The organism is Nocardia carnea NBRC 14403 (assembly GCF_000308515.1).
GTDB classification, from domain to species: domain Bacteria; phylum Actinomycetota; class Actinomycetes; order Mycobacteriales; family Mycobacteriaceae; genus Nocardia; species Nocardia carnea.
On sequence record NZ_BAFV01000111.1, the window covers coordinates 15790 to 38989 of the forward strand.

18 protein-coding genes are annotated in these 23200 nt (G+C 65.6%); 6 read left to right on the top strand and 12 right to left on the bottom strand.

Annotated features, from left to right (window positions below; genetic code table 11):
* Window positions 1–74 precede the first annotated feature (74 nt).
* The 4 genes from ON22_RS27865 to ON22_RS27880 form a co-directional block, all read right to left on the bottom strand.
* Window positions 75–3434 (bottom strand): ATP-binding protein, encoded by a 3360-nt coding sequence (locus ON22_RS27865; protein WP_231508327.1) that lies wholly within the window; start codon window positions 3432–3434, stop codon window positions 75–77.
* A 2-nt stretch (window positions 3435–3436) separates the two neighbouring features.
* Entirely contained in the window at window positions 3437–4135 is a 699-nt protein-coding gene (locus ON22_RS27870; protein ID WP_051158177.1) for a DUF4194 domain-containing protein, read from the bottom strand.
* Window positions 4128–5612, bottom strand: a complete 1485-nt coding sequence (locus tag ON22_RS27875) for a DUF3375 domain-containing protein (protein WP_043740806.1) — start codon at window positions 5610–5612, stop codon at window positions 4128–4130. The genes ON22_RS27870 and ON22_RS27875 overlap by 8 nt, the downstream gene beginning before the upstream one ends.
* A 269-nt stretch (window positions 5613–5881) precedes the next feature.
* On the bottom strand, window positions 5882–6667 hold the full coding sequence (locus ON22_RS27880) for a TetR/AcrR family transcriptional regulator (RefSeq protein WP_033242524.1): 786 nt from the start codon (window positions 6665–6667) through the stop codon (window positions 5882–5884).
* A gap of 669 nt (window positions 6668–7336) precedes the next feature.
* Between ON22_RS27880 and ON22_RS27885 the strand changes: the two genes are divergently transcribed.
* Genes ON22_RS27885 through ON22_RS27900 form a run of 4 tightly spaced genes read left to right on the top strand, consistent with a single transcriptional unit; the run spans window position 7337 to window position 11749 of the window.
* Entirely contained in the window at window positions 7337–8176 is an 840-nt protein-coding gene (locus tag ON22_RS27885) for an alpha/beta fold hydrolase (RefSeq protein ID WP_051158178.1), read from the top strand.
* A 32-nt stretch (window positions 8177–8208) separates the two neighbouring features.
* On the top strand, window positions 8209–9372 hold the full coding sequence (locus ON22_RS27890; RefSeq protein ID WP_033242526.1) for an acyl-CoA dehydrogenase family protein: 1164 nt from the start codon (window positions 8209–8211) through the stop codon (window positions 9370–9372).
* A gap of 14 nt (window positions 9373–9386) precedes the next feature.
* Window positions 9387–10268 (top strand): VOC family protein, encoded by an 882-nt coding sequence (locus ON22_RS27895; protein WP_033242527.1) that lies wholly within the window; start codon window positions 9387–9389, stop codon window positions 10266–10268.
* Entirely contained in the window at window positions 10265–11749 is a 1485-nt protein-coding gene (locus ON22_RS27900; RefSeq protein WP_051158179.1) for an MFS transporter, read from the top strand. The genes ON22_RS27895 and ON22_RS27900 overlap by 4 nt, the downstream gene beginning before the upstream one ends.
* A 158-nt stretch (window positions 11750–11907) precedes the next feature.
* Here the strand turns inward: ON22_RS27900 and ON22_RS27905 are convergent, their stop codons facing one another.
* From ON22_RS27905 to ON22_RS27925, 5 genes are all read right to left on the bottom strand, one after another.
* Window positions 11908–12732, bottom strand: coding sequence for a TetR/AcrR family transcriptional regulator (locus tag ON22_RS27905; protein WP_063820673.1), 825 nt, complete (start codon window positions 12730–12732; stop codon window positions 11908–11910).
* Between the two features lie 165 nt (window positions 12733–12897).
* Complete coding sequence (locus ON22_RS27910) at window positions 12898–13383, bottom strand: hypothetical protein (protein WP_051158180.1); 486 nt, start codon at window positions 13381–13383, stop codon at window positions 12898–12900.
* Window positions 13380–15032, bottom strand: coding sequence for a class I adenylate-forming enzyme family protein (locus tag ON22_RS27915; protein ID WP_033242528.1), 1653 nt, complete (start codon window positions 15030–15032; stop codon window positions 13380–13382). The genes ON22_RS27910 and ON22_RS27915 overlap by 4 nt, the downstream gene beginning before the upstream one ends.
* A 78-nt stretch (window positions 15033–15110) precedes the next feature.
* Window positions 15111–15713 carry an HD domain-containing protein gene (locus ON22_RS27920; protein WP_033242529.1) on the bottom strand — a complete coding sequence of 201 codons (603 nt, stop codon included), beginning with the start codon at window positions 15711–15713 and terminating at the stop codon, window positions 15111–15113.
* 56 nt (window positions 15714–15769) lie between these two features.
* Window positions 15770–17149 carry an MFS transporter gene (locus ON22_RS27925; protein ID WP_051158181.1) on the bottom strand — a complete coding sequence of 460 codons (1380 nt, stop codon included), beginning with the start codon at window positions 17147–17149 and terminating at the stop codon, window positions 15770–15772.
* Between the two features lie 466 nt (window positions 17150–17615).
* On the opposite strand from ON22_RS27925, the gene ON22_RS27930 reads away from it, so the two are divergent.
* Together ON22_RS27930 and ON22_RS27935 are read left to right on the top strand one after the other, a co-directional pair.
* A complete protein-coding gene (locus tag ON22_RS27930) occupies window positions 17616–18401 on the top strand; it encodes a class II aldolase/adducin family protein (RefSeq protein ID WP_081595893.1) in 786 nt (261 codons plus the stop codon).
* Between the two features lie 87 nt (window positions 18402–18488).
* Entirely contained in the window at window positions 18489–19739 is a 1251-nt protein-coding gene (locus tag ON22_RS27935) for an amidohydrolase family protein (RefSeq protein ID WP_033242530.1), read from the top strand.
* A gap of 39 nt (window positions 19740–19778) precedes the next feature.
* Here the strand turns inward: ON22_RS27935 and ON22_RS27940 are convergent, their stop codons facing one another.
* The 3 genes from ON22_RS27940 to ON22_RS27950 form a co-directional block, all read right to left on the bottom strand.
* Window positions 19779–20522, bottom strand: coding sequence for a FadR/GntR family transcriptional regulator (locus ON22_RS27940; protein WP_081595895.1), 744 nt, complete (start codon window positions 20520–20522; stop codon window positions 19779–19781).
* A 231-nt stretch (window positions 20523–20753) separates the two neighbouring features.
* On the bottom strand, window positions 20754–22286 hold the full coding sequence (locus ON22_RS27945) for an ATP-dependent DNA ligase (protein WP_033242531.1): 1533 nt from the start codon (window positions 22284–22286) through the stop codon (window positions 20754–20756).
* Between the two features lie 224 nt (window positions 22287–22510).
* On the bottom strand, window positions 22511–23200 hold a 690-nt coding region (locus tag ON22_RS27950), incomplete at its 5' end, for a lipase family protein (RefSeq protein WP_043740808.1).

Here is a 23200-nt window from a genome sequence, read left to right on the forward strand (position 1 = left end):
GTCGCCGCATCGACCCGCCGGAACGCGGCGGCCCTGCCGTGGCAATGGCGTCGTCGGCGGTCGATTCGTAGTAATCAGCCGTTCGCTCGTTCATCCTCCGGGGAGATACCGATGATGGGTTTCGCCCAGGAGCGGCTCTCGGCGTTCTTCAGGACCAGGTATTCGGCGTCGACGTGCGGTTCGATGGCGCTGTTCTTGTCGTTGGGGGCGCCGATGATGAGCTGGAAACCCAGACCGCGCCAGGCGCCGATGGCGCGGCCGGTATAGCGGGCGTCGGCTTTGATGAGGGCTTCGTCGAGGAAGACCGGGGCGTAGCGGGGGCGTTCGGCGCCGGCGTCGCCCAGTTGGTAGCGCAGGGCCGAGCCGACGATGAAGGCGACGAGTTCCTGGGATTCGCCGCCGGATTTCTCGCCGATATGGTCGTAGAGGGCGACGTGTTCGCCTGCGGCGTCGCGTTTTTCGGCACTGATCCGAATATGGTTGCGGACGTCGATGAGGTCGGCGAAATCGGGGGCGGTGCGGCGGATACGGTCGATGACCTTGGCCATCCGGCTGTAGGCGCGTTCCCGGTCGGTATCGGTGTTCGCCTGGTCGATCAGGCGGCGGACGTCGCGCAGTTCCTTGCGGAAGCGGGCGCGGACGGTGGAATGGCTTTCCTGCGGGTCGATCTGGAGGCGGTGGTCGTCGTCGGCGAAGGGGAGTCCGGCGAGGATGCGGTTGACCGGTTCGATCCGGTCGCGGATTTCCCGGATGGCCGAGGAGAGTTCGCTGTCCAGGCTGGTGAGGTCGTTACCGGATAGTTTCAACAGGCTGTCGCGCCATTGGTTTTCGAGTTCGTGCAGGCGGCTGGTTTCCAGGTCGGTGAGCAGGCGTTCGAAATCGTCGTAGGAATCGTCCGGGTCGGTGCCCAGATTCGGGTTCGGCCAGCGCTCGACGAAGGTCGAGAATATTTCGGACAGTCTGCTCCGGGCGCCCTGGATGGCGCTCTCCGCGGTACGGAGATCGGTGGTGAGCCGGTCGGCGATACGGTCGGTGGCGGCGTCGAACATCTCCAGGGCTTTGGCGGCCGGGATATCGCCGGTGTTGTCGTTTCCGAAAAGTTCTTCGAGATAGGCGCGGTGTTCGGCGGTGACTTCGCGACCGGAGCGGCGAGCAGTGTCGAGTTCCCGACCGGCGCGTTCGGCCTCGGCAGTGGTGTGTTCCCAGGCCTTCTCGAGGTCTTCCTGCTCGAGTTTGGCCCGGACCGCCTGCTCATTGAGGCGCTCGACCTTATCCGTCAGCTCATCTACCTGTTTCTGCAACCGGTCGATCTCCGGGTTTCCGGAGTGGACTTCGTCGATGATCTGTATCCAGCGGTCCCGTTCGGCCGACACCGAGTCGGTATCGACCTGATCCCAGGACAGTTCGGTCAGGGCCCGGTAGGCGCTACGCCGGTCTTCGAAGGAGTCGAGGCCGGCCTGTGTCTCCTCGACCCGTGCGTCGGCGGCGGATTTGCGGTCCTCGGCGGCGCGGATCTGTTCGTCGAGGCGGGTCAGCAACCGGTCGTTGGTGAAGCCGAGAACATTGGCCCGGCCCTGGCCGCCGTGTGCGCCGCGCGCGCCGTCCGAGATCTGGCCGGTGATCGTGAGCGCTTTGCGGTGCTGTGGCAGTAGGCGCGGCGTTTCGACGCAGACGTAGTCGAACCGATTCACCAGCTCATTCTCGAGCCAGCCGGTGAACGGGGACGGGCGGTAGTCGAGGCGGCCGGGCAGCCGGCGATCGTCGAGTCCGATCTCGTCGCGGAGCCCTGTCCGCACGCCCTCGAACTGGATACGCCGCGCGGTGCGCACGGTGTTGATCTTTTCGCGGAAGGTGTTGAGATGCGCGATATCGATCAGCATCTTGGTGGCGAACCCGCCGAGAGCGAGGTTGAACGCGTCGCGCCACGGCTCGAATTCGGTGCGTACTTCTATCAGTTCGCCGACGAACGGAAGTTGGTCCGGTGTGAGACCGGCGGCCTCCGCGAGGGCGGCACGCGCACGATGCAGCTCGCTGGGGATATTGTCCCGGCGAGCGGCGACACCTTGACGTTCGGACCGCAGCTCCTCCAGTTCCCGGGTCACGCTCGTCTGCTGAGTCTTCGCTTCGGCGAAATGGTTCTGCGCGGTTTGCCTGGCCTGCTTGTCTCCGAGGAGATTGTGTGCCTGTGCGACCAGGGCCGCGAATTCCTCCCCGTCGGACACCGTTGCGCCGATGGCTGCCAGCGATTTCTCGAGCCGGTGCCGCGCCCGCTCGACCTCGTCGAACCGTTTGTCCACCTCGCGCAGCGCCGCGCGGGCCCTGTCCAGCCGGTTTCCGCCGGAAGCGCGCAGCGTCTCGACGATCCCGCCCAGTTCGGCTTCGGCGCCCTTGGCCAGTGCCGACGCCGCGGCGACAGCGTCGCGGGCTTGTCCTCGGTGTCGCAGCAGCTCTTCTTCGGCGGCTCGGAGCAACTCGGCCCGGCGTTCGTACCGCCACAACCCGGCGGGCGAGGACGGATCGGTGAACGAACCCAGGCTGTCGATCAGTTCTGCGCGTTCGGTCCCGTCGACGATGATGCTGCGGTGCTCCCGGACCGGTGTCAGCGCCCGGACCTGGCGGCGTGCGGTGGTCATCTGGGTGCGGGTGCCGGCGAGCTCGTCGAATTGTTTGACGACCTCATCCGCTGTGGTCAGCGTGGACGGCTCCTCGAGGACCATCGTCTTGTACAGGGCGTCGACGGTGGTGATCTGCTGACCGGCCTGGATCCGGCCCAGCAGCGCGACCGCCTTGTTCCCGTCGCCGGCAGCGCCGATCCCGAGCGCGGTATGCAACCGGGCGGTGTATTCGCGGTCGGTGGGGTAGCAGGTCAGCCCGAGTGCTTTCACCGCGGCCTCGGCGAGCCGTTTATCGGCCGGCCCGGCAAGCGTGCGCAGGTCGAACGGTTCGTCGCAGGTAGCGCGGATCTGGACGAGATCTTCGAGGGAGCGCGCCGCCGACGGCACATACCAGGCCCGGACCGCCGTGAACCGGGCGCCGGACGGATCGGCCCAGGTCATCGCGATCGCCGACCAGGTGTCGCGGCCGTCGCCGCGCAGGACCCGGGCTTTCGTCTCACCCCCGGCACGGGATTCGTCGAGCTTGCCCCGCGCATACGACAGGATATTGCGCTGATCCTTGCCCCGCGGCCGGCCCACGACTCCGCCGTTGGACGCGCCGTTGAACGGCATCGTATGCGGCATGATCAACGCGATATAGGAATCCATCAGGGTCGATTTGCCCGATCCGGACTCTCCGCACAGCAGGGTCGCACCGGGTGCGAACCGCACCCGGTGGTGCCCGTCGTATCCACCCCAGTTCACCAGCTGCAGGTCCAGCGCCACCCACTGCTGTCCGCGGGACGACTCGGGGACCAGCCCGAACAGTGTGTCGATCATGCTCACAGCGCGACCTCCGCCGCGGCGCCGTGACCCGGGCCGTCGGTCCGTTCCCGTAACCACCGGCTCAGCTCACTGAGCTTCTCCGTACTCATCACGACCTCCACCAGCGGTGTGATCCGGTACCGGCCTGCGGTCTCCTCTTCCAACAGCCCCTCCTTGGCCAACCGTGTCACCGCGCTGCGGATCTCCTGTTGTCCCCGGGCCAGATTGGTGTCGTCGGGGTCGAAGTAGGTCAGCACGGTCTGCTCCAGCTCTTCGATATCGACCCGCGCCGAGACCTCACCCGCGACCCTTTCCTGCTGGAACACCGTGCGCAGATGCACCAGCACCAGCGTCTCGGCCCGGTTGTAGGGATCGTCCCGCAACAGGATCGGCACATCCAGTTCCGCCGAACGCACCTGCTGCTTGTAGGCGATACCGCGGTCGTGGTCGACCACGAGCCGGACGAACAGATCGTGCAGCCGCGATTCGATGAGCTGCTGGTTCTCCAGCAGAGTCCGCCATTGGGCCGGGTACTTGTCGGCCGACAGGAACCGGCGTTGCAGCAGCCGGACCAGCACCCGCCGCACGTCGGCGTCCAGAGTCCCCCTGTCGCCGGCAAACAGTTCGGTCGGGTCGTCCTCCATCGACACCGGCTCGATGAACCCGGTGTCCTCATGGTCCGGCCACGCCTCGTCGACCGTGTTCGGCTCACTCATCGGCTGCCTCGGCATTCACCGCGACCACACCGCCGAGCGCGAAGCGCCGCCGAGTCCGGTCCGGGCGGATGGTTTCGACGGTGACGACGGACTCGGTTTCGGTCATTCCTGTGCGATGTGCCAGCTCGAGCAGGCCGAGCAAATCGACCGGGCGCCGGATCTCCTCGGGCGCCGCGCCGAATGCTGCCGCGAGATCGACGGTGTCCGCACCGCCTGCGAAGCGGGCCAGGTGCTCGTCCAGCGCCGCGTATTTCGCACCACCCCAGGCTCGGGTATCGGTGTCGGGCATCGTGTCCTCGTCCCATTCGACCAGGGGTGCGGGAGGCTGTGGCGGGCGGGGATCGCTCAACGATTGCCGCAGATGCTCGATACTCGCGGCCGGTAGCCGGCGCAGCGGTGTGATCGGCTCCCGGGGGCGTGAGCGGGGGACCCAGTGGTGCAAACCGGTCATCACCTCCCGCAGCAGATCGTCGACCTGCCGGTCCCGCATGGGGTCGTGGTTGCGGACCTGGGTGGTGATCACATGCGACGCCTGCCGCTGCGCGGCCAGCACCTCCTTGACTCCGCGTTCGATCCGGCGCGCGATCTCGGTGAACTCCCGCCGCTGCGGCTCGGTCAAGTGCGCGGTGAACGGATGGCGCAGCACAGTGCGCAACCGGCTCGACAAATCGTCGATGCGCTCCGGGTCGCCGATGAGGCGTAATGCTCCCGCGAACGCCCGCCCCTCCGGCGTCGCGTCCATGATCTGCTGACCGCGCTCCAGGTATTCACGCAGCACCTCACCGGTCGGGCGCGCGTCCTGCCGCAGATCGGCGACCACATCGCGCTGCATGGCCTTGATCGACTCGGCCACCCGGGCGAAATCCGCCGGCAGTTCCCGCGCCAGATGCAGGACGTTCTCCGCCTCCTCCACCAGCCGATCATCGTCGACGGTTTCCACAGCGCCGCCGCGTTCGAGCCGGCGCAGTTCCTGCTGCCGCTGCCGGATCTCCAGTTCCAGCCGCGCGATCCGGGCCATCACATCCGGGTCCGCATCCTGCGCCAGCCGCTCCACCGCTTCCAACAGGGTCCGCACCCGCGATTCCGACACCCGCGTCCGGGAACCACCCACCCGGCCCGCAACCTCCAGCGCGCCCACCCCGTGCGCGGACAACCGGTACACCTCGATTTGGTTGTCCAGCACCTGCCGCACCAGCCAGCCCGCATTCACCCATTGCCGGCACAGATCACGCGCAGTACCCGCGGGCAGCGGCAACCTGTCCTCTTCGCCGTACCCCGCGGCCCGCAACTGGTTCAGCGCATCACCGATCTCCGCATGCGCGTCCGCCACCGCGACCGCGGGCCGATCGGCCGTGAACACCGTCGCCAGCATGGTCACCACGAACGGCGCATACGTTTGGTGGAGCAAATCGAGCATCGGGGTCTTGAACGCCCGAAGAGCCCCCTGGTACGCACCCTCTACGCCTCGAATACTCATCGGCGCTCAGGGTACGTCGAGCGACCGACAGGGTATTCGCCCTGGTCCGCTCATCCGCCCGGCTCGTAGCGGGCGCCTTCGGATCCGGCTTTGCCGGGCGATCGGAGCCCGACTGAACCGCGTCGCGGAATACGCCATCACCGAACGCAATCCGAATCGGAGATCGATCACCGACCCGGCAGGCGTTTGTCTCCGGCCGGTGCGCTGTGCCCGATCGGCCGGCGGGGCCACGGGAACGGCAGGATCGCCTGGCGTGCCGCCCCGACTGGTCAATCGCCGCCGACGTCACCTACGTGTGGTTTGGACAACGATTCGACCATGTTGTGCATGGCGCGCATATCGGAACGGAGCGCATCGAGCTCGGAACGCAGCGCATCCACGGCATCACCGGCCGGTTCGCGAACGGGCTTCGCGGGAAGCTGCGGGCGGCGTTCACTCACCGGTGCCGGTTCTGGAACTGCATCGGGGCTTTCGGCCCGAGCCGGTGCGAATCCGTCCAGGAAGACCGAGGTCACTGTGGCGGTGATTGCCTCGATATCGGCGGCGAGCGTTTTTCGATGCCACCGGACCGACTGGAACACACACTCGCGCATCATCCGCTGGAACTCGAAGGTATCTATGCCGGAGTTGAATTCGTTGTTGCGTACACCTTCTTCGGTGATCCCGTGCCACGCCTGATGCGAGAACTCGACGGCCTCGGCGATCTGTGTGTAACCGGGCAGCGCGCTGAGACTCTCCAGTTCGTTCTGATAGATCTCGGTGGCATAGGGGTGCTGGTCTGCGACTTCGAGCGAAACACGGACCATGAGTGTGAGCCGGTGCCGGGCCGTACCGGTACCGGACAGGACAGCTTCGTAGCGCTGCACCAAATCGGTGAGGAAACTCGTCAGGATCTCGGAGAAGATCGCATCCTTGGAGTTGAAATAGTGATACAGCGTTCCGGAGTTCAGGCCCACCGCATCGGCGATCTCCCGGATCGTCGTGGCGGACAGTCCCCGTTCAGAGAATAGCCGAGCCGATTCGGTCAGAATCAGCTGACGCCGACTCGCTGCCACTGTGCACCTCTCGTGTCCGGACTGACGATGTATGCCTGTGCCGTACCGAGGCTAGCAGCAGGTCAAGGACGGTTAATCGAACATCCGCCGTCGATATCGGCGTCCCCCGGTCTCGGTCTCGAGCATATTCTTCCATCGGGTGAACCACGGTGACGGCGGGGCTCCTCGAAGACTCGAGCCGGTCTGCGCGCATACGCCTTCTGTGCGGAGGACGAATGGATCCTACGCTGTGACAACAGAACTCGGTCCCGGTGTCGCCGGGCGATTCTGATCGAAACTGCCGCGCCGGTCATCGTCATCGGTTTCGCCGGGTGTCTAGGTGGGTGCTCGATCGACACAGTCGGCGGTACGGGGTGCATTCTTCGGTCGCGCCGGAAGAGCGGGCAGGTAGGGGTGATTCGCCTCGGGGAGTCTGCGGGGTGTCCCGACGGCGCGGACGAGGCGCATTCACCGGCATGTCCGGGCAATCCCAGTCCAGCCAATCAATCAATTGATCGAAAACCCAATCGAATGGTTGACAAAGAGAGTGACCGGGGTCACCATTGAGCGCATAGCCTGTGTGCCGATCCTCGGCCGACATCAGGGACATCAGCGGCCCAGACCACCAACCGACGCCGCCCGGCAAGGGCGCGGTCCGTTCGCGGGCCTTCCATCGAACATCGGAGACTTGTGACCCTCTCGGACGACTACCAAGACACCACTCGTGGCCCGTCCGCCACGGACGGGCTGCACTACCACGAGGCCGGGCACGGGCATCCCCTCGTGTTGCTGCACGGGTCCGGTCCGGGCGTATCCGGCTGGTCGAACTTCGCGAAGAACCTGCCGGTCTTCGCGCGTACCTTTCGCACGATCGTCGTCGATATGCCGGGTTTCGGAGCGAGCCCCGATAGGGAGTACGACCGGCCGTATCCGGAGATAGCGGCGCAGGCGATCGTCACCTTGCTCGACGACCTCGGCATCGAGAAGGCCCATCTGCTGGGCAATTCGATGGGCGGATGGGTCTCGCTCGAAACCGCCGCGCTCGCTCCCGAACGAGTCGAACGCATGGTGCTGATGGGTCCGGGCGGCCTGTACGCACCACTGTTCGGGGCGATGCTGAGCGAGGGGGCCCGCCGGCTACAGGAGTTCCTGGCCGAACCGAGCCGCCAGGCGCTCGAGGCCTGGGTCGATTCGATGGTCTATGACCAGGCGACGATCACACCGCAACTCCTCGACGAGCGCTGGCAGAATGCCACCGCCCCTCGCGCGATCGAACGTATGCGTGCGGTGATGGCATCGCTGGGTCTGCCCGGCAAGGCGCCACTGTGGACTCGCACCGCCGAGATCCCGCACGAAACCCTTGTCACCTGGGGGCGCGACGACCGGATGCTCCCACCGGACGGCGCGTTCTTCGCGCTACGGCGGATGCCGAAGGCCGATCTGCACATTCTCGGTGCGTGCGGGCATTGGGCCCAGGTCGAGCGCAAGCACGACTTCGAAACGCTCGCCACCGCGTTCCTCACCCGCTAGAGCCATTCCCCGAAGGCAGAAGGAACCATCACATGCAATACCAGCAGGAAGCCATCGATGCGGTCCTCGCAGTGCGCGACCGGGTGAGTGAACTCGAAGCCGAATGCACGCAGCAACGCAGGCTGACCGACGAAGCAGCCAAAATCCTCCGGGACGCGGGGATCATGCGGCTCATCCAGCCGAAGCGTTACGGTGGCTTCGAGTCCGATCCCTGCCTCTTCAATACTGCGATGTACGAGATCGCTCGCCTGTCGAGCTCGGCAGGCTGGGTGACCGGCGTCGTCGGTGTCCACTCATGGCATCTCGGGCTCTTCCCCGACCGGGCACAACAGGATGTCTGGGGCGAGGATCCGGATACGTGGATCAGCTCGTCGTACAGCCCTGCGGGAACTGCCAGGACCGTGCCGGGCGGTTACGAGTTGACCGGGCGGTGGGGCTTCTCGTCGGGTAGCGACCACTGCGGCTGGGTTTTCGTCGGCGCGATGGTGACCGACGAGGACGGGCGTCGCACCGGACAGCAGGTCCATCTCCTGCTTCCCCGCACGGATTACACGATCGACGATGTCTGGTTCACTGCGGGCCTGGCGGGAACCGGCAGTAACGATATCGTCGTCGACAAGGCGTACGTGCCCGAGTATCGCGCCCACGATGTCGCTGATCTGTACGGTGGCCGCTATCCCGGCAATACCGTCAACACCGGGCCCCTGTTCCGAATGCCCTGGTACACGGTGTTCATCAACGCGGTCGTGGTGCCGCTGGCCGGGATGTCCAGGCGTGTTGTCGACGAGGCGGCGGGAATTCATCGGTCCCGGCTGGCCCTCGACCCGGCCAAGCTCCCACATCCGGCCACGCTGGCGCGGCTGACCGAGGCGGATTTCGAGGTCGACACCGCCTACCGGATTCTGCAATCCAACCTGGGCGACGCCTACGCGGCGGCGGCGCGCGGGGACGAGGTGACGATTCCGATGCGTCAACGCAGCAAGCGTGATCACATCGCCGCTGTGAAGCTCGTCGTCTCGGCGGCCGACAAGGCATACCAGGTCGGCGGTCCGCGCTCCATCGCCTCGTCGTGCGCACTGCAGTCGGTCTGGCGCGATGTCCACGCCGGTCAACATCATGCGATCAACCTGCCGGACAAGGTCGATCACGAGTACGGCGAGTACCTGCTCACCGGCGCGCTCAACGGCCTCTACTGATTCGAGGAACTCTTATGCCCATCCTTTCGCTGGGTTACCTGCGCCTGCGCGTCGAGTCCATCGAGTCCTGGCGGATATTCGCCGGCGACTTCCTGGGCATGATGCGCGTCGACGGCCCGCTGCCCGATGCCCTGCACTACCGGATGGACGATTACCCGCCGCGTCTGGTGCTCTCGGAATCTCCCACGCCGGGACTGGAAGCCATCGGTCTCGAGGTCCTGAACCGGACAGATCTTCAGGAGTTGGTCGCGCGAGTCGATGCCGCCGGTGTCGAAACCCATATCGGTACCCCGGCGGAGTGCGAGCTACGCCAGGTGACCGGGTTCGCGGGCTTCGACGATCCGTCCGGAAACCGGATCGAGTTGTTCTACGGCCCCGTTCTCAGCCACCGTTCGGTGGAACTGAACGGTGGCTCCGGTTTCGTCACCGGCGACCAGGGGATGGGCCATGTCATCGTGAACGTGCTCGACACCGAGGAAGCGTACGAGTTCTACGTGGGCGTCCTGGGATTCGTCGAACGCAACTCGCTGGCTCTGCCCGGCGGGGTCAGCTATTTCCTGGGCTGCAACCCGCGGCAGCACACGTTCGGGCTCAGCCCCGCGCAGGGTCCCGCATTGATGCACTTCATGGTGGAGACCGCGGATATCGACGATGTCGGCCGGGCGCTCGATCGTGCTGTCGATCTCGGGATTCCGATGATGCAGTCGCTCGGAAAGCACACCAATGACCGGATGTTGTCGTTCTACGTCTACTCTCCCGAAGGCCACGCCACCGAAATCGGCTGGGGCGGACAACGTATCGACGGACCGCAGCCCACCTACCGGATCACCGAGGGGGCTGTGTGGGGACATCGATTCACCCCGGCGCCCAACGGTGCGAAGGGGCTTCCGCGGTGACCGGAACACTCGGCGGCCGAAGACCGGCGAAGACCGCTACGAACGGAACACCGCAGTGGACACCGAGACTGGTCTCGGTACTGGTCGTGCTGATCCTGATATCCGAGATCATTCCTGTTTCGTCGGTTCTCGCGGGAACCGCCCTGCCCGCCATCAGCGCGGAGTTCGCGACCACCCAGGCCGGGTGGACCATGACAATAGCCTTCCTGACCGCCGGCATCGGGATGCCGCTGGTGGGCAAGCTCGCTGATATGTACGGCAAGAAGCGACTGCTCATGATCGTGCTCGCGGTGACCGTCGCAGGAGCGGTACTGTCGGCGCTGGCGCCGAACTTCCCCGTTTTCCTGATCGGACGCGCCCTGCAGGGGGCGATCTTCTCCGTCGCATTCCTGTGCTATTCCCTGATCCGGGATGTGTTCCCGCCGAAAATAATTCCTTTTGCGGTCAGTGTCACCATCACCGGCACCGGCATCGTGGTTGTTCTGCAGCCGTTTCTCGCGGGCTGGCTGATCGACAATCACGGTGTCACAGGAGCGTTCTGGTTCGTATCGGTGCTCACCGCGGCGCTGACCGCCGCGGCGTTCGTGGTCGTTCCGGAGTCGCCGGTACGTTCCGGGGACTCCCGTCCCGACCTGATGGGTGCGGTTCTGCTGGGTGGCTCGGTGGCGGCGGTCTTGCTGGCGGTGAGCAAGGCACCGGAGTGGGGTTGGACCGGCGCAGCGACGCTGGTACTGGTGCTGCTGGGGTGCGCCTCGTTCGCCGCCTGGCTCGTGCAGGCCGGCCGCACGCCCGAGCCACTGATCAACGTACGACAACTCGGTCGGCCGGCGCTGCTGTTCACCGTGCTTTCCTCGGGCCTGGTATACGGCGTAGGGACCACCACCAGTTCGATTCTGGCCGTTATGGCGATGACGCCGCGTGAAGCCGGCGGCGACTACGGATTCGGGATGACGGCCAGTGAGTACGCGGTCTTCGGTGTGATCAACGGTCTCGGCATCGTCGTGGGCGGATTGATCGTCGGGCTGACCGCCCGCCGAACGGGCGCCAAGCTGCATATGGTCGCCGCCGCTGCGATCATCGGGACCGGTGTCCTGGCGATGGGAGCGGGGCGGGGTGAAGAGCTGATCGTGCTGATCGCCACCGGCGTGGTGCACCTAGGTGTGGGTCTGGCTGGTGCCGCCATTCCCAACCTCGTCATCGCGGCCGTGCCGGCGGACTCGCAGGTGGTGAGTTCGAGTATCGCCGAGGTCAGCCGTACTCTCCTGGCCGGCGTCGGAACGACGGTGGTGTTCGTCCTGCTCAACGCCAATGTCCGGGCGCTGGTAGAGGGAGCGCCGGTGTATGCCGACGCAGGGTTCATGTGGGCGTTCGGCGTGATTGCCGCGTGTGCCCTGGCCGGAGGTATCTGCGCAGCATCTCTTCCCAGTCGGCTGGGTGCGGAAAAGCCCGCGGCCGGAAAGGAGGTGTCAGCCGCCGCATAGTCACAACGCCGCTGTCGATATCACTCGACTACAGAGTGCGGCTGCCCGGCGACCCGGCCTCGACAAGGAGCGATGTGAAAGCAATCGGCAATTCATAGCCTCAGATGTCGTATACGGCGACAGGACTGCTCCGTGCCGGTGGTCCTGTCACGGGCCGATCATCGCGGGGCGGGGGCGGCCACTTCCGTGGCCGTCCCCGCGAGCCCGCGGTCATCCGCCGCCGGGCCGTCGACTGCCTGCGGCTGGTCGGACAGCGACTGCACGAGCTCGCGAATGGCGTCGACGCCGGAACGCAGCTCGTCGAGCTCGCAACGGAGTTCGCCCACTGGATCGGTTGCTGGTTCGGCGGCAGGTTTCGGGGCAGGAAGTCGATTGCGCGGGGTGTGCTCCGACATCGGCGGTGGAGTCGGCTCGGCTTGTGCGGTGCGCGCCGGTGCGAACCCGTCGAGGAACACCGAGGTGATGGTGGCAGTGATGGCTTCGATATCGGAGGTGAGAGTGTCGCGGTGCCATCTGACGGACTGGAAGACGCATTCACGCACCATTCTCTGGAACTCGAATGGGTCGATACGCGAATTGAATTCGCCACGGCGGACGCCCACTTCAGTGACGCCGAGCCATGCGCGATGCGAAGATTCGACCGCTTTCGCGATTTCGGCGTAGCCGGGAAGCGCACTCAGGTTCTCGTATTCGTTCTGGTAGATCTCAGTGGCGTAGGGGTGCTGGTCGGCGACTTCGAGCGAAACCCGGACCATCAGGGACAACCGGTGACGGGCTGTTCCTGCCTCGGCCGTGACGACGTCGTAGCGCTGCACCAAATCCGTCAGGAAGCGCACCAGGATCTCGGCGAAGATCGCGTCCTTCGAGCTGAAGTAGTGGTATAGCGTCCCGGAGTTCAGGTCGACCGCATCCGCGATCTCACGGATCGTCGTGGCGGACAGCCCGAATTCGGCGAACAGCCGAGCGGATTCTGCCAGGATCATCTGACGTCGATTGGCGGCCAATGTTCACCTCTCGTCGATTCGTTGCACGTACTTCTCGCCGGAGCCCGGCATCGGTCAGCGACTACGCGAACAGTCCGGTCCTGACCGCCGGTGGACCCGGGCGCCCGAATCGACGCTGCTCCGGTGGTATGGGCTCGATACGACTCAGGATCGGCACAGATTCATATCTCGTGACGGGTCGGGCGGGCCCGGGGGATGAGACGGTGCCGCAGCAGCATTGCCGCTGTATTCGTGGGCATCGAGATCTGCCGTATCACGGGCGTCATCGATATCGGCACCAAGACCGATCTCGGTCTCGAACGTCTTCTGCCACCGGGTGAGCTTGTCGTCTGACCAGTCGAGTCCGGTCCGTTCGCGCCGCAGTTTCTCGGTGATTCCCGTGACCGTCGTCAGCCGGGCAGCGTGGCGGGCGCGGACCCATATCAGGATGTCTGCGGGCATCAAGGGACGTGTTCTCGTGCGGTAGTGTTCCCAGGTTGCTTCGAGCGCATCGGCTTCCGCACAGCCCCTGAGCAGCTCGGTCCAGTAGTATTCGCCGAACCCGTCGGGTGGGGCGTACTGTTCCACGCCGGCCCGGATGCGCAGGATCTCCCGGCAGGTGTAGACGTCGACGGTTTTGACCCCGGTCATGGCGTCGGGGTCTTCGATGCGGCGGCGACGGATTCGGCGGCCAGCTCACGTATCTCGCCCTTGGCGATCTTTCCGCCGGACGAGCGGGGCAAGCGGTCGAGGATCAGCAGATGCTCGGGAAAGAGTTCCTTCGATACGCCACGCTCGGTGAGATGCCCGATGAGCTGGGGCAGGGTGAGCTCGTGGCCGGGCCGGAGGCTGACCACTGCGCAGACCCGTTCGCCGAATACCGGATCTGGTACGGCGACCACACTGGTCAGATCGACTGCGGGGTGGGATTCCACCTCCTGCTCGACCTGGGGTGCCGAAATATTCTTGCCGCCGCGGATGATGATGTCCGATGTGCGGCCCACCGGCGTGAGGAAACCGTCCTCGATCGTGACGATGTCACCCATCAACAACCAGCCGTCCGTGGTGTACAACTGCGTATTGGCGGCTTCGTCGTCGTAGTAACCCGCACACGTCAGCGGGCCGCGTCCGCCCGGCCTGCCGGGACCGCCGCCGGCGGTGACGTCGGTTCCCGAATCGTCGAACAATCGCACGTTCATATCGGGAATCAACCGTCCTGAAGTGTTCAGGCGGTGATCGCGCGTGTCCGAGACCCGGGTGACGCTGAACGCCCCGCTCTCGTTCGACCCGAAGAACTGGAGAACGGTGGCACCGGTGCGGTCCTCGAACTCCGCCGCCCGGTCCGGCGGGACGGCCTCGCCGCCGGTGAACATCACCCGCAGCGACGAAAAATCCGATTCGTCGGCCAAGGGGGAATTCAGCAGCATCCGGAACTGGGTGCTCACGCAGCACAGAACCGTCACCTTTTCCCGGTCGATCATCCGGATCATCGTTTCCGCATCGAACCTGGGCAGGACAACGGTGGGTGCACCGAGGACCGCCGGGGCATAGTGCGAGGTCCACAGGCCGAACCCGAACGGAGCCGGAACAGCACCGAAGAAGACTTCGTCCGTGCCCAGCTCGCCTGCTTCGATTGCCAGGCGGCTGAACGCAATCCACCGGTTGTCGAACTGCGTCACACATTTCGGGAGACCGGTCGTACCGGAGGTCGAGTTGAGCATGGCCAGATCGTTCGGCCCGATACTGCGTGCAGCGACCTCCGCTCGGCTCGCTCGTCCAGGTTCCATCGGGGCCGGGGCAGCACCCCGGACATCCAGGATCCGGTCGACGCCTCGATTCGACAGTACGACGTGGAAATCGAGCGATGCGCCGTGACCGCGCAGCTCCTGTACCAATTGCGCCGACGACCTGCCGCCGAGAGTATCGACGCTCACCAGTGCGCGTGCCCCGGTCTTGCCGACCAGGTGCGCGATCTCCCGTGGCCCCGATCGTGCGCCGATGCCGACCGCGACGATACCGGCGCGTGCGGCCGCGACCAGGGCCGCGTGGACCAGAAACGAATCCGGTAAGCGGACGGCGACCCGGTCTCCGGGTGGTATACCCAACGCCACCAGGGCGGCAGCGAGATCATCCGCCACACAGTCGTATGTGTGCCACGACGTGTCTTCGGACGGGTGGATGAACGCGGGCCGATCAGGTGTGGCGGCGGCCCGCGCCCGGACGATCTCGTGCAGCGGTTCGGTACCCCACCAGCCGGACTCGACGTACTGTCGCGCGGTCGCGGCATCGATCAGGCTCATGTAATTGCTCCTCCTGTACGGGTGGGATGTGTCGCCGTGGCACCTGTGCAGTCCCGCCGCTCCGGACTCCGGATCTGTCTACGTCTCGCGGGACCAAGCCAGATCCTGGTCACCCCAGGAGCGTGCCGGGCGTGCGAAGACTTCCTCCAGCATCGGCATGAAGAATTCGAGAGGTTCGGTGTCGTAATCCGGGTCGAACGACTCCTGATCCCAGGCCGCGCAGAAATGCGCGCACGAATCGAAGTACGGTGAGTCGCGGTACCGTTCCCGACTATCGGTCGGCATGCCGAGCTTCTCACCGTAGTGATAAGTCTGGAAAACGCCGTGGTGCTTGACGATCCACACGGCTTCGTCGTCGAGTACCGGCCGCAGGATCGCGGCGGCGACTTCGCTGTGGTTGTCGGGGCACAGATCGTCACCGATATCGTGCAGAAGGGCAGCCACCACCAGATCGGTTCGGGCTCCCTCGCGATGCGCGCGGGTCGCGGACTGCAGGGAATGTTCGTAGCGGTCGACACGGTAGCCGAACGTATGCCCTTTCATTGATTCCAGCAGCCGCAGGACCGTGGCGAGCCAGTGATCACGCCGGTGTTGCGTGGCCTCGGACTTGATCAGCTCCATTTCCGCGACTGTCGCATCGTCCATCCTGGTGAAATCAACGGTGTGTGTTTCTTCGGGCATGCCGACTCCTTGTGTTCTGTGATTCTCCGGCTGTGCAGGGGATCGGTAGTGAGAGGTCATGGCACGTGCGTGGTCTTTTCGGGTGTGATTGCGGGCTCTGACGCGAGGTCGATGCCCTTGGTCTCCCGGGTGAAGAAGGCGGCGATTGCGACGGCCAGCGCGAGCACGATGACGTACCAGGTGAATATGTCGGGCGTACCTCGGGATGTCAGCCACGAGTTCAGATAGGGCGCAGTGCCGCCGAAGATCGCGGCCGCCAACGAGACGGCGATACCTGTGCCCGCTGCGCGCGATTTGGTCGAGAACAGTTCGGCGAACCAGGCAACCTGGGTACTGGCGGCCAAGGCCTGGACGACGAGCGCGAGAGAGATCGCCAGGGTCAGTGTCGCGGCCGAAGAGTCGAGCATGCCCGATAGCGGGAAGGCCAGTATCGCGACCCCGAGTCCCCACCCGATGTTGTTCCAGCGACGTCCGAACCGGTCGGCGAGCAGTGCCGCGAGCGGGAGGGCGGCGATGAAGACGAGGTTGGCGACGACCCCGGCCCACATCGCGAGCTTATCGTTCACGTCATGGAAGCTGATGGCGTAGGCCGGGGCGCTCACCGACCAGGTGTAGGAGAAGACCGAGGTGCCGCCGACCAGCATGACGACCCGCAGGATCGAACTACGCTGGGCCCAGATGTCCTGGATCGCCGTCCACGCCGATGACAGCGGGGCAGGGGCTGTGGTGTCGGATGTGTGCTCGGTGAACGCAGCCGATTCGCGCAGTCCCCGGCGGAGGTAGAGCGCGAAGAAGCCGAGGGCACCGCCGATCAGGAACGGTATGCGCCAACCCCAGTCGGCCATCGCGGCGGCGTCGATCCACGTACGCATGACGGCGCCGAGAAGGGTGGCGAGCACCGTACCGGCGACGGTGGACATGATGACTGTGCTGCCCCACAGTGCGCGGTTGTCCGGGCGCGCGACTTCGGCGATGTAGGTGTACGAACCGCCCTGTTCACCGCCGTGCGCCACGCCTTGCAGACAGCGTACGAGCAGCAGCCACAGCGACGCGAACGCGCCGATCTGTTCGTAGGTGGGCGCAACCGCGATCAGAACACTCGAGGCGGCGACGAGCGACATGGTCAGGACCATGACGAATTTCCGGCCCCGGCGGTCGGCGACCAGGCCGAAGAGCAAACCGCCGATCGGGCGCATGACGAACCCGACGGCGAAAACAGCCATCGTCGAGAGGAGATTCGATACAGAGTCGGCCGAGTGGAAGAACTGATCGGAGAAGTAGACCGCGAAGATCGCGAAGATGGTCCAGTCGAACCACTCCAAGGCGTTGCCCATGTTGACGGCCAGAATCATCCGGGCCTTGGCGCGGACTGTGCCGGCCGAGGACGTTGTTCCGGGGCTCTGCGGAGTGTCGTTGCGGGGTGGTGACGAGGTCATTCGCGTTCTCCTTGGGACGACAGCGTCGATGGGTGAGTGGATGACGCACATCGGGGCCGGCTGTCGGTGCGGAATCTCTATCAGGCTGGCGTGCAACGGTTTCGGCCCAGGGGGTAGGGGAGTTGGTCACCGTTCGACGCGAGGTGAGGAGAGTGATCACACACATATATGGCGTGAATCACAATGTAGGCCGAGTCGTCGAGGAAGTCAATCAATCGTTTGAGTGGCTTTCTTGCTGCGCTACCGGCTCTCACGGCCCTGCGGGGCGACCTCTTTGCTCGGCGTTGGGGAGTCGGTGGCGCTGCTCGGTCGTGTGTCAGCGCTTGTCGTGCGTGGTGGCCGTAGTCGTGTGTGGTCGGCCGATGGAAATGACGAAGGGGCTTACATCACTATCTTTTGTAAGATAGAGTTCGGTTTCTCTTGCAGCTCTGTGATCCCGATCTCAATACGTGGAGGCATCGTGACCATGTACGACCAACCGGCCGTCGCCGCAGCGGAGAGTGATCCCGTAGGCGGCTGGACGCCACGAACCACACCACCGATCGGGGTCGACCTCACGAACGAGCAGGCGCTCGCCTGTGCGTTCCGGACCCTGGCCCACGACGGATTCAGCGAGAATATGGCCGGTCACATCACGTGGGCGGATCGTGACGACGGCAGTCTTCTCATCAACCCGTGGGGGCTGTGGTGGGAGGAGGTCTCGGCCTCCGACGTATGCCGTGTCGATGCCGACGGTGGGGTGATCGAGGGTAGATGGGATGTGACACCCGCGTACCACATCCACACCGAACTGCACCGGCGGCGGCCGGACGCCCGCGTGGTCGTCCACAACCACCCGTACTACGTGACCTTGCTCGCCGCCGTGGGTGTCCTACCGATGATCGCCCATCAGACCGGCAGTCTGTACGACGACGACCTGTCCCTGGTCAGCGAGTACGACGGCGAGGTCGGCGATGCCGAACTCGGAAGGGATCTGGCCGAGCGTATCGGTGAGTGCAACAACGTGATCCTTGCCAGTCACGGCATCATCACGACCGCCGACACCATCGAACTCGCGGTCTACCGTGCGGCATCGATCGACCGATTCTGCCGGCTGGCCTACGACATCCTGCTGCTCGGCAAGGATCCGTTGCCGATCGAGAAGAGTATCCGCGTCGCTATGCAGAAAGCGCTCGTCGAGCGTGCCGCCGGCGTCTACTGGGCCGGTGCGGTGCGCAAACTACTACGCACCGATCCCGACGTTCTCCGCTGAAGGGCACTCACCCACACCCCGATCCGTCCGGTTGCGTGTTCTGCGCGGCCGGGTTCACCGAACCTCGAACTTTCAAGGATTTCTACGATGGCCGATCTCGACGAATTGATGCACAACACCGACTTCACCCAGAACGTCAAGGGGAAGGTGACTTTTCTTCCCGAGCCGGAGAAAGCGCACCGGCCGTTCCCGTTCATTTCGGTCGACGACCACATCGTCGAGCCGAAGAACACATTCGAGGGGCGCCTGCCGGCGAAATTCGCCGAGCGGGCACCGCGTGTCATCAGCAGGGACGGTGCCGACCTGTGGGTATACGACGGCAAGGAAATCCCCAATGTCGGGTTCAATGCCGTGGTCGGGCGCCCGGTCGACGAATGGGGTTTCGACCCCCAGCGTTTCGAGGATATGCGTCGTGGATCCTGGGATATCCACCATCGCGTCAAGGATATGAACCTCTCCGGTGTTTATGCGTCCCTGAACTTCCCGTCGTTCCTTCCCGGTTTCGCCGGCCAGCGCCTACAACTGAGCACCGACGATCGTGAACTTGCCCTGGCCGCGACGCGCGCCTACAACGACTGGCATATCGAGGAGTGGGCGGGGCCTTACCCCGATCGCATAATCCCGTGTCAGATCCCGTATTTCCTCGATCCGGAAATCGGCGCACAGGAGATCTACCGTAACGCGGAGCGCGGGTTCAAGGCCGTGACCTTCTCGGAGGGGCCGCACGCCCTGGGGCTGCCGTCCGTGCACTCGGGCCACTGGGATCCGATCATGCGTGCGTGTGCGGAGACCGAAACCGTGGTCAACCTGCACATCGGTTCGTCGAGCACTTCGCCGAGCACCTCGGCGGACGCGCCGCCGGACGTATCCGGCACGCTGTTCTTCGGTTATGCCATGTTCGCGACGGTGGACTGGCTGTTCTCCAAGATCCCGGTGCGCTTCCCGAACATCAAGATCGTGATGTCGGAAGGCGGAATCGGCTGGGTTCCCGCGCTTCTCGACCGGCTCGACCATATGACCACGTACTCGTCGATGTACGGCACATGGGACGGTCTCGATATTTCGCCGGCGGATGTGCTGCAGCGGAACTTCTGGTTCTGTGCCGTGGAGGATCCCAGCACGATGGTGCTGCGCGAGCGGATCGGTATCGACCACATCCTGCTCGAAGAGGACTACCCACACAGCGACAGTCTGTGGCCGCGCACCATGGAGGTCGTCAACGAGTCCATGAAGGGCCTCTCGGCCGACGAACTGCGCAAGATCACCTGGGAGAATGCGGCGCGGCTCTACCGGCATCCGGTGCCGCAGAGCGTGATCGACGATCCGAACAGCTTCTGAGAGCCGCTGCGCCGGGCCCGGTTACTCGGACGGGCCCGGTCAGCCGAAGAAGAGGCGATCGCGGGCGACCGCCGGATCGAGGGGAACGCGGGCGCGCTGCGGATCGTGCGGATAGGTCTGCACGTCCCGCAGGTGGCGAGCCGCGATCACCCGCGCCGATGCGGCGTCGCCGTCCTCGATGCACTGCAGGATCTGTCCGTGGACGGCCAACGCCTGCGCCCGTTCGGTGAGCGGAATACTCGTGGGATCGGCTCGTTCGCTGGCCCAATCCGTGACATGACTCGACCACAGGGATTCGAGGGCGCCTGCCAGCACTATCAACGAGTGGTTGCCACACAGCTGTACGACGGATTCGTGGAACCGCCGCGACAGCGTGGTCGCGGCCACGAGATCGTCGACCTCGCGCAGCGACTGTTCGTGCAGGGCGCGCAGCACGGGCACGACCGTCTCGGCGCGGTCGTCGCGTTCGGCGCACAGGGCCGCGCACATCGGTTCGACCTCGTGGAGTGCGCGACCCACATCGGTGATATCGGTATCGGACATCGCGAGCACCATCGAGAGGCTGTAGGCCACATTGCCGGGAGTGGGGCGGTGCACCACCGCCCCACCGCGGTTGCCACGACGGACCCGCAGTAGCCCCTCGGCTTCCAGGATCCGCATCGCCTCACGCAGGGACTGGACGTTGACCGGGTACTGGTCGCGCATTTCGGCTTCCTTCGGCAGGATATCGCCCTCGGCGAGGTCGCCCCGAAGGATCCGTTCCCGGATCTGGTCCGCCACCATCTCGGCCAACCGCCGCCAGCGCAGATTGCCCGGGTCGGGAACCGGAGACCTGTGGTCGTGTCCCGGTACGGGCACCGCCGTCACATCCTTCCGATCTGGAAACGTCGATTCGCATTAAATTACCAAACTTAGTGAAGTTCGGATCCGGCGCCGGTCTGCCCGTGCGTCAGGGCTGCGGCTGTCCGCCCTCGCCGAACAACGCCGCCACCGCCCCGCAGGTGTCGCGTCCGGTCAACCGCCGCGCTCGTAGAGCGCGCGGACAGTATCGACCGTATCGGCCTCGGCGGGGGATTTGTCGTCGCGGTAGCGCACTACGCGAGCGAACCGCAGCGCCATGCCGCCGGGGTAGCGGGTGGAGCCCTGGACCCCGTCGAAGGCGATTTCGACGACCTGTTCGGGTCGCAGGCGCACCACATAGCCGTCGGTCGGGCCGTCGGCGAGTTCGGTGAAGCGCTCGGTTTGCCATGCCAGCATGGCGTCGGTCATCCCTTTGAAGGTCTTGCCCAGCATCACGAAACCGCCGGCCGGATCGCGGGCGCCCAGGTGAATATTCGACAAGGTGCCGGTGCGCCGGCCGGAACCCCATTCGACGGCGAGAACGACCAGGTCCAAGGTGTGGACGGGTTTGACCTTCAGCCAGCCGGAGCCGCGGCGGCCGGCCTCGTAGGGGGCCGACGGCGACTTCGCCATCACCCCTTCGTGTCCGGCGGCGAGGGTGCGGTCCAGGAAATCCTGTGCCGCGGCGGGGTCGGCGGTCACCAGGCGGTCGACGCGCTGGGCGGCGGGGACGAGTGCGTCGAGTGCGTCGAGGCGGTCCCGGGTAGGGAGGTCGAGGAGATCGCTGCCGTCGAGGTGGAGCAGATCGAAGAAGAACACCGACAGGGGTTCGAGATCGCCGGGATGTTTGCGGCCGAACCGGGCCGCGGTGACCTGGAACCGCTGCGGCCGTCCGTCGGGCCGTAACGCGATGGCCTCGGCATCGGCGATCAGATCGGTGGCGGGCAGGGCGAGGGTGGCCGCGACGACTTCGGGGAGCCGGGAGGTGACATCGTCGAGACTGCGGGTGTATACCGAGACCGCCGACCCGGCGCGGTGGATCTGCACGCGTGCGCCGTCCAGCTTCGCTTCGAATATCGCGGTCCCGCCGAGTCGCTGAAGTGCGTCGCCGACCCCGGTCGCGGTCTGTGCGAGCATCGGCCCGACGGGGCTCCCCGCGCGGAGCCGGAACTCCGCCAGCGCCGGCCGACCCCCGGTGAGCGCGGCGGCGGCCACGGTGGGCAGGGCGCCGGCCAGCATCGCTGCGCGCCGGACCTCGGCCGCGGGTATCCCGGCAGCTTCGGCGATCGCATCGGACATCACGCCCGCGAGCGCGCCCTGGCGCAGTTCACCACTGAGCAACCGGCGCAGGAATACCTGCTCGGTGCCGGTTGCCGTCTCGAACAGTTCGCGCACCAGATCGGCGCGTATGGTCCGGGACCCCTTCCCGGCGACCGCTCCGATCCGGGTGAACCGGGCGTCGACATCGGCGACGGTGAGCATCGGAGTGGCGGCAGGCGGCGGCAAGGTGCGCAGCGCTGCCCAGCCCACACCGATCTGGCGTTGTGGTAGTTCGCCGGAGAGCCAGGACGCCGTTACCGCGATCAGGCGCGCGTCGCCGTCTGCCGCGATGTGGTTCAGCAGTGCGGCGAGACGCCGGGTTTTGGCCAGCCGCGCCGAAGCGGACGCGATCTCGGCGGACGCGGCGGCGACCTCGGCTAGCAACACGTCAACAGCCTGGCACGGACACCGGCTACGGGCAATCGCCGTCGCGGTGAGGGGCCGGTCGTGTCGGCCGGGAACAAACAACTTCCGGACAGCCTCACCGAGGCACCGAGGCCACATGTGGTGGGGCCCAGCCTTTCGCTACCTGGCGGACCGCCTGTGGCCACACCAGTCCGCCTGCATGCTCTTGCGGTGAGGAGAGCCCACCAGTTTGTTCCGGAGAGCGTTCAGCATTCGCTGTGCGCCGGGATACCGCGTAGGCGCTCGTCCAGCCAGATCATGGCCTCGGGATAACCGAGACCCGCCGCGATGAGGTGTTCGCCGGGCACACTGCGATAGATCGCGGTGACACCCAGCGCACACTGCTCCCGGTAGAGATTGCGCGCGCCCTCGGCGGGGATCCAGAACTCCTGTTCACCGTTGTAGATGTAGAGCGGGGTCGCCGACGCGATTCCCGCCATCCGGGTCACCACGTAGATATCGTGGGCCAGTGCCGAGCGCAGCGGGTCGGCGATATTCGCCACGATATCGATCGGCAGGTGCAGGACACCGGGGAGCGCGAAAACGCTGATGCATTGGTCCTTTATCGGTGAGGTGGCCACCCATTGGGCGAGGTGGTTCATCCGGGCCAGAAGCTCGGGTCGCTCGCGCGCGATACCGAATACGGCCGCCATGAACACGCCTGAAGCCAGATTGCCGTCCATGCTGCGGGACAGGATCTCGTAGTCGGCGGGCACCCCGCCGAGCGCGGCACCGGCCAAGGACGGTGCGAGGTCGGGTGCGTAACTCTCGATCAGTTTCACCGCACCGTGTGTGGCGATCGCACCGCCGGAGTAGCCGGTCATGGCGAACCTGCTCGCGCCGAACTCGGCCGGGCGCCAACCGCGTACCGCCCGGACCGCATCCAGCACCGCGTG